This window comes from Niastella sp. OAS944, assembly GCA_024809215.1.
Taxonomy (GTDB): domain Bacteria; phylum Bacteroidota; class Bacteroidia; order Chitinophagales; family Chitinophagaceae; genus Niastella.
The window spans coordinates 2,736,839-2,751,334 of the sequence record JANUBW010000001.1; the positions used below are offsets into that span (position 1 = coordinate 2,736,839).

Consider the following 14,496-nt stretch of genomic DNA (forward strand, 5'->3'; position numbering starts at 1 on the left):
TAAGCCATGAAACGAATTCTACTCATATTGTTGATAGCGCTTGGTGCATCGGTTGTTACCGTTGCCCAGGATGATGATGGAAAAGAAGGCGCAGGAAGCCGCATTGAAGCGTTGAAGATCGCTTATCTCACTAAAAAATTAAACCTCAGCACCGATGAAGCACAGAAGTTCTGGCCCATATACAACCAGTATGTAGGTGAGATCAGAAAAACCAGGATAGATGCTCGTCACAACAAAGAAGGTGAAATTAACACAGAAGAAAAGATCTTAAACATTCGTAAGAAGTATAACGGCGAATTTGGTAAGGCCCTTACTTCTGAAAAAGTAAATACATTTTTCAAGGCCGAGAAGGAATTCGGTACCGGCGTACAAAAAGAGTTGATGGAACGCCGCATGCAACGCATGGAGAATCGAAAACAACCTTTCCGGAATAATTGATTAAACTAGGTGTTTTTCATAGGTTAGCAATGGCCGGTCCTTTCCAGGGCAGGCCTTTTTTGTCAATTGGCAATCTGCAATTGGCAAGGTCGGCTGTATTTTGAAATGACATAATAAAATCAGCATTCTAAAAGTGCGGAGTCTATTGCCTATTGCCTATTGTCCATTGCCTATTGATTAAAACTCCCAGGTTGGATTTTTGACGTCATGGTAAAATAAAAACCTCCACTTCTCTTTTTCACCCTTTTCCCACCATTCCTGCCGTAACTCCATACACTTCTTACCATCATAATCGTACTTGGCTATAAAGCGGCTGCGCATTTGCTGTAGTTGCGGTGCATCGTCGCCACCAAAGAATACCGTTTCACCGCCATCAACAATCCAAAACACCTGGTGAAACTTGCTATGTGCCCCGGTTATTTCGTATTTAATATAACCGTCAATAACACCATTGCCATTAAGCCAGGTTACCTGTGGTGCGTTCTTTAAAATGTCAAGTTCTTCAGGTATATATGAAGGAAACCCCTTTTCGTATACATAATCCATTTCCTGTTTCTGTATATAATAGCGGGCTTGCGGAAAGCTTAGCTGCCGGTTTTCACCAGTGCCCATGGCCACGCCACCAGCATGGTCTTTATGCAAATGCGACATTAATACCTTGGTAATTTCACCGGGATTAATGCCATTCTCCATCAAATTCTGATGTAATTGCAACTGGCCATTCGCATTGGAAAAACCCAGTCCGGTATCTATAAGCAATACATCGTCGGAAGTAATAACAACAAAGGGTTGAATTTCTACCAGTAAACTCCCAACGGGGCGTGCCTGCAGATCATCTGTATCAGTATCGAAAGGAACAAACTGTTTCGTTTTATCTATCGTAAACGTGCCTTCACTCAGCGGAATAACTTTCATTTTTATTCATTTTAAATCCATATGGCACATGCATTCATTAAGCATATTATCTCATTAGCAAATTATCACATTATCTCAATACCATTTGACGGTCGGCATCGAGCCTTATTAATATGAACAGCATGGTTGTAAAGGTAATCAATGAAGTACCCCCATAGCTTATAAATGGTAAAGGAATACCAATTACAGGCGCCAAACCAATGGTCATACAAATATTGATGGCAATATGGAAAAAGAATACAGAGGCTACCCCATAGGCATAACAGCGACTGAATACACTTCGCTGTCGCTCTGCTATATTAACAATGCGCAATAGTAAAAAGATGTAAATACCCAACACAGCCAAACTACCCAAAAAGCCAAAGCCTTCGCCAATAGTACAAAATATAAAGTCGGTACTTTGCTCAGGCACAAAATCGAACCTGGTTTGGGTACCTTTCAAAAATCCACGGCCTATAAAGCCGCCCGAACCAATTGCGATCTTACTTTGGCGTACGTTATAATCGGTATCTTTTTTAACAGCTACCGGTTCATCTCCCTCTACCGTATTCAATTTGGCGTAAGGGTTTTCGCGGCCAATGAGCGAGAATATGCGTTCTACCTGGTAACCTTTTAAAACATGGGTAAATATAAATGGTACCGCAAAGCGTTGTACGCCCACGCAACTTGCCCATACCACTGCAACAATAATTATAAGTTCGCGACGCTGGCGGGTAATACGCCAGCCGAAATAAATAGCAACAATGGCAATGGCGGTTAACACAATAGCCAGCACGTTTTTATCAACCAGCAGCGTGGCAACCACCAATACCGCCAGTGAAAAACCTATTACCAGGTAACCGGCAGGCAAACCTTCGCGAAACATCACAAGAAAGAAGGCGAAGAACACCAACGCCAAACCTGTTTCATGTTGCGCAATAGTGATGAGGGCAGGCAGCACCAATATACCAGCCGCCATGAGGTGTGAACTGGTTTTATTAAAATCTGTTTCAACCCGCGACAGGTATTTGGCAAGGGCCAGGCATACAAACAGCTTCATTAATTCGGCGGGTTGTAAGTTAAAGCCGCCTAATTTAATAATAGATTCCGTTCCCTTGATATTGGTATGAAATGGAAATACCAGCAGCATGAGCAGTATACCGAACGCATACCAGATATTAGCTGTGGCAGTAAAGAATTTACTATCGGTGAGCAGAATGAATAAACCGATCAACAGCGAGGCAGCAAAAAAGATCAGCTGCTTGCTGTAATTTGTTTTAAAATTCAGAAAACTGCGCAGTACATCGTCCCCTTCGTGATAGGTTACTGAGAAAATACTCATTAACCCGATCGCAACCAGGAGTAAATAGAGCCAGATAAGGGTTGAATCAACCCCTTTCGAGATGGTAGGATTACGCTGGTTGTTCATGGATTTCTTTTATCGGTCGTGGATCGTTTTGCATATAAATTCTTATTGATCATCTGGTCCTTCTCTGCATGTTTCACACCAGCAACCGGAGCAGGCAACACGGCAGTTTTTTTACCGCCATGGGGCATGTACTTTTTGATGTAGTTGCTGTCTTTGGTTATGTTAAACCATTTCCAGGCACGAATAGAATCGGTTTTATACTGTAACCGGTTAAGGTATTCAGGCATAATGTTGGCTTCGGATATCCGTTTAACATCGGGCATTCTTTCGGCCCTGATGCTATCGGTAAGATATTTCTCCACCAGGAACGAGCCAATGGGAGCCGCCCAGGTAGCGCCAAAACCACCGTTCTGTACAACTACCGCCACACAGATCTTGGGATCTTCACGCGGAGCAAAACAAACGAACATGGAGTTATCTTTCAGCTGTATCACTTTGCCATCGAGCACTGTTTTGTTTTCGGCTGTACCTGTTTTAGCACAAATACTAATGCCAGGTATACGCGCCACTTTTGCAGTACCGTTCTCAACCACATCCTGCATACCTTCCTGTACAATATCAAATACATCGTTAGGGATGTGGGTCAAGACCTCGTGCTTTTGACGGTATTTCTTCATTACCGTATCCTGCCCGGTCTCGTTCTCAATACTCTTTACAAAGTGTGGAATGTAATAATATCCTTTGTTGGCAATAATGGCCATGGAGTTGGCCATTTGCAATGGAGTAACTGTTAGTTTATCCTGGCCAATACCAAGGGTTACCATGGTACAGGAGTTCCACGAACGGCGATACTCTTTATCGTACTGCGTAGTATCGGGTACGTTGGCGCCGTCTTCACTTGGCAGGTCAATACCAACACGATGGCCCAAACCAAACGCATGCATGTATTCTGTCCATTTAACCAAACCGGTGCGTGAACTATGGTATGCGGGGTTATCAACTGTTTTTCTAAATACATCGGAGAAGAAGGAGTTGCACGACCAGGCTATTGATAACCGCAGGTTGGCTGAGTGGCCCTGCCAGTGCTCGGTACAACGCACCACTTTGTTACAACCATAGTAAGCGCCGGTACAACCAATGCCGCTATTCTGATTAATAACCCCTTCATCGAGCGCAATCAATGCACCAATTGGTTTATAGGTTGAGCCCGGTGGGTATTGTCCTTTAATAGCGCGGTTGAGCAATGGAGCCGATACATCGAGCACCATGCTGGCATAGTTCTTTTGCTTGTTAGGACCCGTTAAGCTGTTTGGGTTGAAGTTGGGGCCCGAAGCCATGGCCAGTATACCACCTGTTTTAGGATCAAGTGCTACCACAGCGCCCATTTTACCACTAATGAGTTTTTCGGCCAGCTGTTGCAGTTCTATATCAATATATGTATTCAGGTTACGGCCACGTACAGCGGGTGTATCGTAGCGCCCTTTTTCGTAGTTACCAACCAGGCGGTTCTTGTTGTCTTTTAGCAAAAATTCAACACCGCGTTGTCCCATCAATACTCTTTCGTAATAAGCTTCCAAACCGTTACGGCCCACATAGTCGCCCATATGGTAGTAACCGCCGCTACGTTTAATGATGCCTGAATCGGCCTCGCCAATGTAACCCATAATATGCGCTGCCGCATTAAAGGGGTACACCCTAACCGGACGTTCTACCAGCGCAAAACCCGGGAATTTCCACAGGTTCTCATCGAGCCGGGCCTGCAGCAGCGGTTCCAACAAGTCTTCAAAGATAGAAGGGCGGTAAGGGCCGTTTTTTATACGTGCTTCAATAATACGTTTTCTATACTCGGCGGTATCTATGCCCAATATTTCACAAAGGCCAAACGTGTCGGTCTTCCTTGCCTCATTGGGCACTACCACCAGGTCGTACATGATGGTGTTATTTAAGATAGGCCGGTTCTTCCGGTCGTATATGATACCCCGGTCGGGATATTTTACCTTGGGAAACACCGCATTATCCATGGCCAATTGTTTGTATTTGCCCTGAATAACCTGAAGGTTAAATAGCTGAACTATGATAATGAGGAAGAGTCCAAGGAATATCAGGCGAATTATATTACTTCTTGACTGGTTAAATACAGACATAGGACTTAAAGTACATTACTGCACTACTAATTACCAAAGAAAAATTGATTAATTTATTGTATGCGAAGTTAAATCTTTTTAACCTTCGGCTTTTAAGCAGTATTTGTTCTGAACTTTTCCTTTCTAAAGAACAACAGCTCGGTAATGAGCACCAGCATTAAGCTGATACCCGATGTGGCCAGCACTTTTCCAAGAAAGAACAGAAACGATCCAAATTGCAACCATTCAAGCAATACGAGATAGATGTGGTGTACAAGGGTTAAAACAAGTACATAAACGGCATAAGGGGCCCAACCCATGCTAACCGGGGAGGGTGATTTATAGTTTAACTCGGCACCTTCCTGCGGAATAAGGATGTTTACAACGAACCCACGCAGGTAGGCGATCATTACACAGGCGGCGGCATGTAAACCGGGCGTTTGTGTAAAGTAATCTAACGTTAAACCGAACAAAAAGCTTACCAACATGAGGCTCATGCGGCCCATGGTAAATGGCAGCCAAAGAACATACAGGTAATAAATGTAAGGCACTACAAACTCGTGCAAAGGACGAATCTGGAACAATACATAATACTGTACCAGAATGAACAATACAAAACGCACCGTATTACGAACCAGATCACTCATTGGTTTATTTTATTTGTTTCTTCTTCCAGCTTTGCCTGCTCATCTTTCAGCATATTTTCTACCACCGAAACATACTGCACATTAAAAAAGTTAGTGGCTGGCTTTATTCGTAAGGTATAAAAGCTGCTCGATTTGTCGTCAACAACATCCATTATTGTACCAATCAATACACCCGGCGGGAAATAGGAGGCGTATGAACTGGTAACAATTGAATCGCCTTTTGCTATTGGTGCGCTTTTGGGTATATGTTTTAGGGTAACAAACAAAGGGCTGGTTCCATCCCAGGAAACCTGACCTGTTTCCCCTGTTTTTTTAAGGCTGGCACTGATCTTTGTTTGGCGATGTAACAAGCTCATTACCACTGCATAATTGCTGCTGGTATTGATCACCACCCCTACTACGCCCTGTGAGCTGATAACCCCCATATTTTTTTGTACACCCTGGTTTGAGCCCCTGTTAATGGTAAGGGTGTTATTGGGTAGGCTAACTGAGTTATTTACCACGCGTGCGTCGCGCCATTTGTATTTTCTAAAATGACCCAGGGTATCGTAAGGCACGGTATCCTGCACTGTTCTTTGTGAAGTATCGGGCCGGGTGAAGTTGGAAAACAAAGCGTTACGAAGCTCGGTGTTTTCCTTGGCCAACTGGTCGTTGGTCGATTTCAAATGAAAGTAATTGGTAACGTTGCTGTATTTGCCACCAATATTGCCTGTTAATTCGTTGGCTACGCCCGAAAAAACAGCTTCATGAAACTTATTATAATGAAATAAGATGTACAGGGCCACAACCTGCAGCACCACGAAGAATACAAAGTTGAAGTACCTTCTGATGAAGAGAAAAATATTACGCACCTGTAGAGATTTAGAAAATTACAAAATCCTGTTAGGTCTTATCAGATCATACAGGATTTCTACAATTTTGAAAAGTGAAGCACTAATTAACGCATCACAAATGGATAGCGATCGTAGTTCTTCAATGCCAGGCCGGTACCGCGTACAACACTTTTTAAAGGATCGTCGGCCACGTGCACAGGTAATTTAATTTTTTGGCTTAAGCGTTTATCCAAACCGCGCAGCAGGGCTCCGCCGCCGGTGAGGTATAAACCGCGTCTGTAAATATCCGCAGCCAGCTCGGGCGGGGTCATTTCAAGCGCTTTTAAGATAGCCTCTTCAATTTTGAAAATACTTTTATCGAGCGCTTCGGCAATTTCCTGGTAGCTCACCATGATCTGTTTGGGGATACCGGTTACCAGGTCACGACCGTTTACAGGAATATCATCTGGTGGGTTATCCAGATCTTTCATCGCCGCACCGATGTTTATTTTGATCTGCTCGGCAGTGCGTTCACCGATCAGCAAGCTATGATAACGGCGCAGGGCCTCCATAATGTCGGCTGTGAATTCGTCCCCGGCAATACGGATACTTTGGTCACATACAATACCTGCCAGGGCAATTACAGTAATACCCGTTGTACCACCACCAATATCGATGATCATGTTACCAACAGGTTCTTCTACATCAATTCCAATACCAAGGGCAGCTGCCATAGGTTCGTGCAACAGGTACACCTCTTTGGCGCCTGCCTGCTCGGCACTATCACGCACCGCTCTTTTTTCTACCTCTGTGATACTTGAAGGTATACAGATCATCATCCGCCAGCTCGGTGGGAACAATGGCTTTTTGGGATAGATCATTTTGATCATTTCCCGGATCATCAATTCTGCTGCGTTGAAGTCGGCAATTACGCCGTCTTTCAGTGGTCGAACAGTGCGGATGCTTTCATGGGTCTTTTCATGCATCATCAACGCCCGTTTCCCTACCGCCAGAACCGTTTTGGGGTTGTTCCGGTCCAGCGCAACAATACTCGGTTCATTCACCACTACTTCGTCATTATGTATGATTAGGGTATTGGCAGTGCCCAGATCGATGGCAATCTCCTGGGTGAAAAAGTTGAATAAGCCCATTTAGAAGGTCAGATTTTGGATTGAATGTAATGCATGCAAAATTGAAGCAAATAATTCGAATTAACAAAGCACAACCTTTACAGGATCAAGTATTTTTTTTCTGGTACAGTATTCGCTTACTGTTGCTACTGCTTACCGCCACCAAACCCGTGCGGAAGGCCGTGTATTGCTATTCTGTATTATATCTTATCCTGCGATCCAATAGCTTTTTTAGTCAATCAAAACGCTGGAAAAGTTATTCATCTAACGTTATACTCAAACGTTAATTGTTGCCTAATGTTTAAATTGTTTTTTCAACCCGTATCCCGCGCTGGTTGAAGCTTTGCATGTTCGCGAACCACTTCCCCATCCTACTTGTTACCGCCGTATTATTTACATGTGCCCCTTATGCGTATTATTACCCAAATGGCGTGTAATTTTCATTGGCCCACCCTTCGCTTTAACTTTTGACAATTGCTGTAACCCTTGCCGGCACTGCGTTTCCAACTTATAAGGCCACGCTATTATATAAACGATCAGTTACTAAAATTGCTTTTTTTCATATATTTATACTACCCAACATTCTGCCCAATATTCCCGAAAGTGGTTATTTCTACATTTCTTCTAAACCACTAATTTGACATGGATTCATTTTAACCAACTAACAATCAAACAATGAGAAAAATTGCCATCTCCCTTTTACTGGTAGCAGCAGCCTTTACTCCTGCTTTTTGCCAACAACCTGCCAGCGCCCGCGCCACAGCTATTCCTTATGGCAACAATAAGCAGGCAGGAAAGTATTACGATATCAGAGGGTTTAAAATGTATTGTGAAGTGTACCATACAAAGTCATTGTGGCCGATAGCCGGGCGCAGGGTAAGTCGGCCGACAAAAGCGACTCGCTTAGTTATGAAATGATGGCCGATGATTATGCCGCATTGCTCGATGCAATGAAAATTGATTCGGCCTTTGTAATTGGCTGGAGCGACGGCGGCATTAATGGCCTGTTACTGGCCATACGACATCCGCAAAAAGTAAAAAAACTGGCTACAACAGGCGCCAACCTGTGGCCCGATACCTCCGCGGTTTACCAGGAAGTTATTGACATGGTGAAACCTGAATATACACCACTTAAGAACAATGCCAATAAAACAGAGGTACAAAAGAATCAATGGAAACTGATAAGACTGCTGATAGAAGAGCCACATATTCCCCTGGCGTCAATACAAACTATAAAATGCCCTTCGTTGGTAATTGGCGGCGACCACGACGTAATAAGAGAGGAACACACCATGCTTATTTATAAAAACATTCCCAACGCATACTTATGGATATTGCCCAATTCGGGGCATAGTACACCAATCGTTTACAAAGATCACTTCAACCAAATAGTGGCCGACTTCTTTTCAAAACCATACAGGAAGATATCGCAGGCGGCAAGATTTAATTAGTTACCAGTTACCGGAAAACCGGTTACCAGGCCCCGGTAACTGGTAACTGGTAACCGGCAACAATAACTTACTTAACCAACAAAGCCCAACCGCTTTTCCATTTCATGGCTAAGAACAGGCAACTTTCTTCTTTCTATAAGGAAGCTGGTAAGACGGGCTATTTCGGCGAAAATATAGTGTTTGTCCAGCGCGCCTTTAAGGTATTCGCGGCCGGTACTGCCACCGGTACCTATACGGGTGCCAATTATGCGGTGCACCATGTTCATATGGCGGTAACGCCAGGTGCTCAGTTGTTCATCAATTTCTAACAAACCGTTCAATAACTGAAATGGCAATTGCAGAATGGGATACCCACGGTATAGCATAATGAAAAGCGCCGCCCGGCAGGCCCTGGGCGATAAATGTCTTTCGGCAGATGCAGACTCATCTGAAAATACCGCATCAAAAAACTCAATGTTGTCTTGTTCTGCTTCGGCCAAACCGGTGAGATAAATGTAACGGTAGTCAACCCAAAACGAAGGCCCCCAGGCCTCATTGGCCATTTGGCGAACGGGCGATGGCAGTACCGATTTGTAGTTTTTCCAGTTAGCTTCTTCTTCAAAAAACGGCATCCGTTCTAACCAGGCATTCAGCAGTTCAATGAACGACTTCTCACTTTCTACCTTACGAATGATATCAATTTGTTCCTGTCGCAATTGTGAGATATAGTATTCCTGGCCATGGCGGTGCTGATACTTGAGGCCCAGCTTGGCTTCTACCAATTTAAACTGCCAGCTTTGGAAGCCCGAGGCCGGACGAAGCATATCCCTGAAATCGAGGAAATCCATAGGCGTCATGGTTTCCATGATATCAATTTGCTGAACCAGCACTTTCAAAATGGTTACCACCCGGTTAAAGCGATGTACCACTGTTTGCAGCTCGGGCGAGTTGTCGTTAACGGGGTTCTTCATTATACCCGCTACCGAATCAATTTCAAAAAGCAGTTGTTTGAACCAAAGCTCATAGGTTTGGTGAATGACAATGAACAACATTTCATCGTGTGCATGTTGTTGCAGCAGGTCACTTTCTAAAGTTTGAGCATTTAGTATTTTCTCTAGTTGCAGATAATCACTGTAGTGTACTTGTTTCATTGTATAGGCTTGATGCTGAAAAGCAAAACGCCTAACGCTAAATGTCGCGGAGCAGTGCGCGTTCGGCGTTAAGCGTTTTACGTTCAGCGTTTTTATTCAAATTCGAAACCAATGTCCTGGCGGTAGTACATTCCTTCAAAAGAAATGTGCTGCAGTACTTCCCTTGATTTAACCACGGCCGAACTTACGGTATTGCCATAGGAGGTTACTGTAAGTACACGGCCACCACTGGTTACCACGTCGCCGTTTTTTTGGGTTGTACCGGCATGAAATACCAGGCTATCGGCTGGTAAAGGATTGTTCAACCCGTCAATTACAAAACCCTTTTCGTACGAACCGGGGTAACCGCCGCTTACGGCCATTACCGTACAGGCGTAACGGGCATCCTGTTCAATTTTAATTGTGTTTAACTGACCTTTATCTGTAGCTACAAACAATTCAACCAGGTCGGTCTTTAACCGGGGCATCACTACTTCGGTTTCAGGATCGCCCATGCGGCAGTTATATTCAATTACAAACGGTTCATCGCCCACCTTTATGAGGCCAAAGAACACGAATCCTTTATAATCAATAGCCTCTTTTTCAAGACCGCGTATTGTAGGTTCAACCACCTTTTCAACAACCTTTTTCATGAATGCGGCATCGGCAAAAGGCACGGGGCTTACGGCACCCATACCACCTGTATTTAAACCGGTATCGCCCATTCCTATTCTTTTATAGTCTTTAGCTTCAGGCAACAACACATAATCTTTTCCGTCGGTTAGTGCAAAAACACTGAGCTCTATACCATCTAAAAATGCTTCTACCACCACCTTTTTGCTGGCATCGCCAAACTTGCTGTGGTGTAACATAAGCTCGTATTCGGCAATGGCCTCAACATGGCTTTGGCAAATAAGCACGCCTTTTCCAGCAGCCAGTCCATCGGCCTTTAACACAATGGGCAAAGCATGTTGCTGTAAATAGGGAATTCCTTCTTCATAATTCGATTCATCAAACTCGCGGTACGCAGCTGTGGGAATACCATGGCGGATCATGAATTTTTTTGCAAAGGCCTTGCTGCCTTCCAACTGGGCGCCATACTGCGAGGGGCCAATAACAGCCACCTGTTTCAGTTGCTCATCCTGCCTAAAGAAATCAGTTACGCCTTTTACCAACGGTTCTTCGGGCCCCACCACCAACAACGAAATGCCTTTTTCAAGTACGAACTTTTTGATGGCTTCAAAGTCGGTAATTGAAAGATTTACATTGGTGCCATACTGCAATGTGCCGGCATTGCCGGGCGCAATAAATAACTGGTCACATTGTTTACTTTGAGCGAGTTTCCAGGCCAGTGCATGTTCACGGCCGCCGGAGCCTAGTAATAATATATTCATGATAATAAATAGTGAAGTAGTTTTAGCCGCGGCGAATTTCGGTATTCGGGGGGAGTTAATGAATTTTAATTACCCGCTTCTTTGAATCAAAAATTACCATCGTTGTTTTAAAAATGCACATTTTATACCCACATATGACCATAATTGGTTATAAATCAGGGTTATGCAAATGCATTAAGGTAATTTTGATCTTATTACAGCTGTTATAAACTCCAGGGCAGCTGTCATGAAAGCAAAGATGCCCCTTCAGCACACCATAATGATCAACAATGGTTTTAAAGCCCCCTATTTTGAAAGCAAAATGCCCATAATTGAAATAAAGATGGCTATAATGAAAACCATTGTAGCTATCATGAAAACAATTATAGCCATAATGGTTTTAAAATTTCAAATAATGAATTCATGATGGTTATAATGATTTCAAAAATGGCGATAAATGAAATAATTATGACCATAATGAAAACAAAGATGGCTATCATGAAAACAATTATAGCTATAATGATTTTAAAATTTCGAATAATGAATTCATGATGGCTATAATGAAAACAAAGATGGCGACAAATGAAATCATTATGACCATAATGAAAACAAAGATGGCTATCATGAAAACAATTATAGCTATAATGATTTCATTATTTCAAATTTTGAATTCATAATGACCATAATGAATTCAAAAAAAGGTGTTATTAATACATGTTTAATGCCGGAATGGGTTCAATTAGGCAACCGGCAATTGCACCCAGCACGGGGGCATTCAGACAATCCCCTTTTCTGCAAAAAAAGGATTAAAAAACGCTAAAATTGGCTAAGCTATAGGCCATTCATTTTTTAGCCGTATAGAAAATATCGCTATTTTGGGCCGTTAAATACTGCGCTAACGAATTGCTTGATTTAAAAAACAAAAACAACATGACATTGTATGGCTCAAACTGCTACAATTAACCCCGACGTATTACCACACGATTTAGTCCCGCGCAAAGGGCACCCGAAAGGTTTGGGCGTGCTGTTTGCCACCGAAATGTGGGAAAGGTTCAACTTCTACGGAATGCGTACCGTACTGGCGCTTTTCCTCTCCCAGGCCCTTATGATGGGCGATGAAAATGCTTCTATTATTTATGGGGGTTACCTGGGCCTCTGCTACCTCACCCCAATGCTGGGTGGTTATATTTCCGACAAATACCTGGGCAACAGGAACTGTATATTGTTAGGCGGCGCTGTTTTGGCCCTTGGTCAATTGGTGCTTTTTGCAAGTGCCAGCACTTTTGGCAGCAACCTCGAAACAGCCAAAACCCTTATGTGGGCCTCGCTGGGTTTACAAATATTTGGTAACGGCTTTTTCAAACCCAACATTTCATCTATGGTTGGGCAGCTGTATTCCAAAGAAGAAAAAAGCAAACTCGACAGTGCGTTCACCATATTTTATATGGGTATTAACCTCGGCGCTATTTTAGGCCAGTTTATTTGCCCGCTTGTTGGTGATGTGGTTACCAACGTTCAGCAGGCCGATGGCACCACTAAAATCGTTCGTGACCTTACCGCATTTAAATGGGGCTTTTTGGCTGCCAGTATTGCCATGACGTTGGGCACTATCATTTTCTTCTTTTTAAAGAACAAATATGTAGTTACGCCAACCGGCCAAGCCATTGGCGCCAAACCCGACAAAAACGCCGTTCATGAAGGCGAAGCTTCACAAGCTAAATTCACTACACAATCGGTTGTATTGCTGTTTGGTTTACTGGTAATATTTTACTTCGGCATTCAATACCTTTCCTGGGATTCTATTAAATATCCTTTAATAGAAGGTAAAACGGGTCTCTCCTCTTACTTTGGCGCGCTGGCCCTGTCGCCCATAAAAACATACGTATATCCCTTTATATATGCAGCCGGTTTAAGCCTGGCCATATTCATTCTTACCGATAAATCGCTTACCCGTGTTGAAACCCAGCGTATATTGGTTTTATATGTGGTGGCCTTTTTCGTGATCTTCTTTTGGTCGGCTTTTGAACAATCGGGTTCTTCACTCACCTTTATTGCCGAAAAACAAACCGATACCCGCATCTTTGGCTGGTTGATGCCGCCCAGTATGGTGCAGATCTTTAACGGTGTTTTCGTTGTTGTTTTCGCGCTGCCATTTAGCGTAATGTGGCTGAAACTGCAACGTAAGGGGTTAGAACCGATCTCTACCGTAAAACAGGCAATTGGTTTGGCCCTTATTGGATTAGGTTATTTTATAATTGCTACCCAGGTAAAAGGTTTACAGATCACCGATAAGATCGGTATCATATGGCTTGTTATATTATACCTGTTACATACCTGGGGCGAGCTTTGTTTGTCGCCCATTGGTCTATCGCTTGTTGCCAAGCTGGCCCCTAAACGCTTTGGTTCATTATTAATGGGTGTTTGGTTCCTTGGTAATGCTGCTGGTTATGCATTGACCGGTACATTGGGCGCCCTGTTACCACCTACTGGCGATAAATTTCAAACTGCTTCTGAAAAAGGCATTAATCTGCAGGGCGTTCTCGATAAAACCATTCAACCAACAACTGAGCAGCTGGCCTTTTTAGCTGAGAAGAAAATACCTGTTACTTACCCCACCTTTGCCGGCTTCACCATTCATAACCTGTATGAGTTCTTTATGGTGTTTGTGGTTCTTTGCGTTGCCGCCGCTGCATTATTATATGCATTGACGCCGCTGTTGAAGAAGATGATGCATGGAGTTAGGTAGGTTGAAAAGTTGATAGAGTTGATGGAGTTGATAGAGGTATTTCAATTTCGCAGCTCGCGATTAGTTGACGAGTTAACTTGTTAACGAGTTGACTTGGGAAATTCAACTTTATGGTACGAACAAGAGGTTGACAAGTTAACAAGTTGACATGTTGACAAGGAATACAAAATTCAAAAGCTCGCTATAAATAGCGAACCTAATAAATACCAAAAGGCTTCCGGTGATCGGGAGCCTTTTTGTATTTATTTTATAATGTGTTTCGTATTTTTTGAGGACTGCCAAAAGTCGCGAGCTTGAAATTAAAGCCTTGTCAACTTCCTATGTTTGCATATTCAATAAGAATAGAGATTCTACTAAGTTTGCTGCATATAAAAAGGTCTTATAGTGAAAAAAAGTGAGAGCAA

The 14,496-nt window shown here is 43.2% G+C and carries 11 protein-coding genes; 3 read left to right on the forward strand and 8 right to left on the reverse strand.

Annotation, left to right across the window (positions count from 1 at the left end):
* The first annotated feature begins 6 nt into the window (after positions 1-6).
* Positions 7-438, forward strand: a complete 432-nt coding sequence (locus tag GGD38_RS10570; protein WP_375298025.1) for a hypothetical protein — start codon at positions 7-9, stop codon at positions 436-438.
* Between the two features lie 177 nt (positions 439-615).
* Here GGD38_RS10570 and GGD38_RS10575 read toward each other — a convergent pair whose 3' ends face one another.
* The 6 genes from GGD38_RS10575 to GGD38_RS10600 all read right to left on the reverse strand — a co-directional run bounded on the left by GGD38_RS10575 (position 616) and on the right by GGD38_RS10600 (position 7,434).
* Positions 616-1,353 carry an MBL fold metallo-hydrolase gene (locus tag GGD38_RS10575; RefSeq protein ID WP_375298024.1) on the reverse strand — a complete coding sequence of 246 codons (738 nt, stop codon included), beginning with the start codon at positions 1,351-1,353 and terminating at the stop codon, positions 616-618.
* Between the two features lie 70 nt (positions 1,354-1,423).
* On the reverse strand, positions 1,424-2,761 hold the full coding sequence (gene rodA, locus GGD38_RS10580; protein WP_375298023.1) for a rod shape-determining protein RodA: 1,338 nt from the start codon (positions 2,759-2,761) through the stop codon (positions 1,424-1,426).
* Positions 2,758-4,845 (reverse strand): penicillin-binding protein 2, encoded by a 2,088-nt coding sequence (gene mrdA / locus GGD38_RS10585; RefSeq protein ID WP_375298022.1) that lies wholly within the window; start codon positions 4,843-4,845, stop codon positions 2,758-2,760. Before mrdA ends, rodA begins: the two co-directional genes overlap by 4 nt.
* 92 nt (positions 4,846-4,937) lie before the next feature.
* Positions 4,938-5,471, reverse strand: coding sequence for a rod shape-determining protein MreD (locus GGD38_RS10590; protein WP_375298021.1), 534 nt, complete (start codon positions 5,469-5,471; stop codon positions 4,938-4,940).
* Positions 5,468-6,322, reverse strand: a complete 855-nt coding sequence (gene mreC / locus GGD38_RS10595) for a rod shape-determining protein MreC (protein WP_375298020.1) — start codon at positions 6,320-6,322, stop codon at positions 5,468-5,470. The genes GGD38_RS10590 and mreC overlap by 4 nt, the downstream gene beginning before the upstream one ends.
* Positions 6,323-6,408: 86 nt before the next feature.
* On the reverse strand, positions 6,409-7,434 hold the full coding sequence (locus GGD38_RS10600) for a rod shape-determining protein (protein WP_014223005.1): 1,026 nt from the start codon (positions 7,432-7,434) through the stop codon (positions 6,409-6,411).
* An 833-nt stretch (positions 7,435-8,267) separates the two neighbouring features.
* Between GGD38_RS10600 and GGD38_RS10605 the strand changes: the two genes are divergently transcribed.
* A complete protein-coding gene (locus GGD38_RS10605; RefSeq protein WP_375298019.1) occupies positions 8,268-8,864 on the forward strand; it encodes an alpha/beta fold hydrolase in 597 nt (198 codons plus the stop codon).
* A 71-nt stretch (positions 8,865-8,935) separates the two neighbouring features.
* On the opposite strand, the gene GGD38_RS10610 is transcribed toward GGD38_RS10605, so the two are convergent.
* Positions 8,936-9,994 carry a tryptophan 2,3-dioxygenase gene (locus GGD38_RS10610; RefSeq protein ID WP_375298018.1) on the reverse strand — a complete coding sequence of 353 codons (1,059 nt, stop codon included), beginning with the start codon at positions 9,992-9,994 and terminating at the stop codon, positions 8,936-8,938.
* A gap of 92 nt (positions 9,995-10,086) precedes the next feature.
* Positions 10,087-11,367 carry a phosphoribosylamine--glycine ligase gene (purD, locus tag GGD38_RS10615; protein WP_375298017.1) on the reverse strand — a complete coding sequence of 427 codons (1,281 nt, stop codon included), beginning with the start codon at positions 11,365-11,367 and terminating at the stop codon, positions 10,087-10,089.
* 919 nt (positions 11,368-12,286) lie between these two features.
* Between purD and GGD38_RS10620 the strand changes: the two genes are divergently transcribed.
* Complete coding sequence (locus GGD38_RS10620) at positions 12,287-14,092, forward strand: peptide MFS transporter (protein ID WP_375298016.1); 1,806 nt, start codon at positions 12,287-12,289, stop codon at positions 14,090-14,092.
* Positions 14,093-14,496: the final 404 nt, after the last annotated feature.

Bases quoted from the DNA above. Each gene is read 5' to 3' on its own strand.
- GGD38_RS10570 (WP_375298025.1), top strand. From the start codon at position 7: ATGAAACGAATTCTACTCATATTGTTGATAGCGCTTGGTGCATCGGTT.
- GGD38_RS10575 (WP_375298024.1), bottom strand. From the start codon at position 1,353: ATGAAAGTTATTCCGCTGAGTGAAGGCACGTTTACGATAGATAAAACG.
- rodA (WP_375298023.1), bottom strand. From the start codon at position 2,761: ATGAACAACCAGCGTAATCCTACCATCTCGAAAGGGGTTGATTCAACC.
- mrdA (WP_375298022.1), bottom strand. From the start codon at position 4,845: ATGTCTGTATTTAACCAGTCAAGAAGTAATATAATTCGCCTGATATTC.
- GGD38_RS10590 (WP_375298021.1), bottom strand. From the start codon at position 5,471: ATGAGTGATCTGGTTCGTAATACGGTGCGTTTTGTATTGTTCATTCTG.
- GGD38_RS10600 (WP_014223005.1), bottom strand. From the start codon at position 7,434: ATGGGCTTATTCAACTTTTTCACCCAGGAGATTGCCATCGATCTGGGC.
- GGD38_RS10610 (WP_375298018.1), bottom strand. From the start codon at position 9,994: ATGAAACAAGTACACTACAGTGATTATCTGCAACTAGAGAAAATACTA.
- purD (WP_375298017.1), bottom strand. From the start codon at position 11,367: ATGAATATATTATTACTAGGCTCCGGCGGCCGTGAACATGCACTGGCC.
- GGD38_RS10620 (WP_375298016.1), top strand. From the start codon at position 12,287: ATGGCTCAAACTGCTACAATTAACCCCGACGTATTACCACACGATTTA.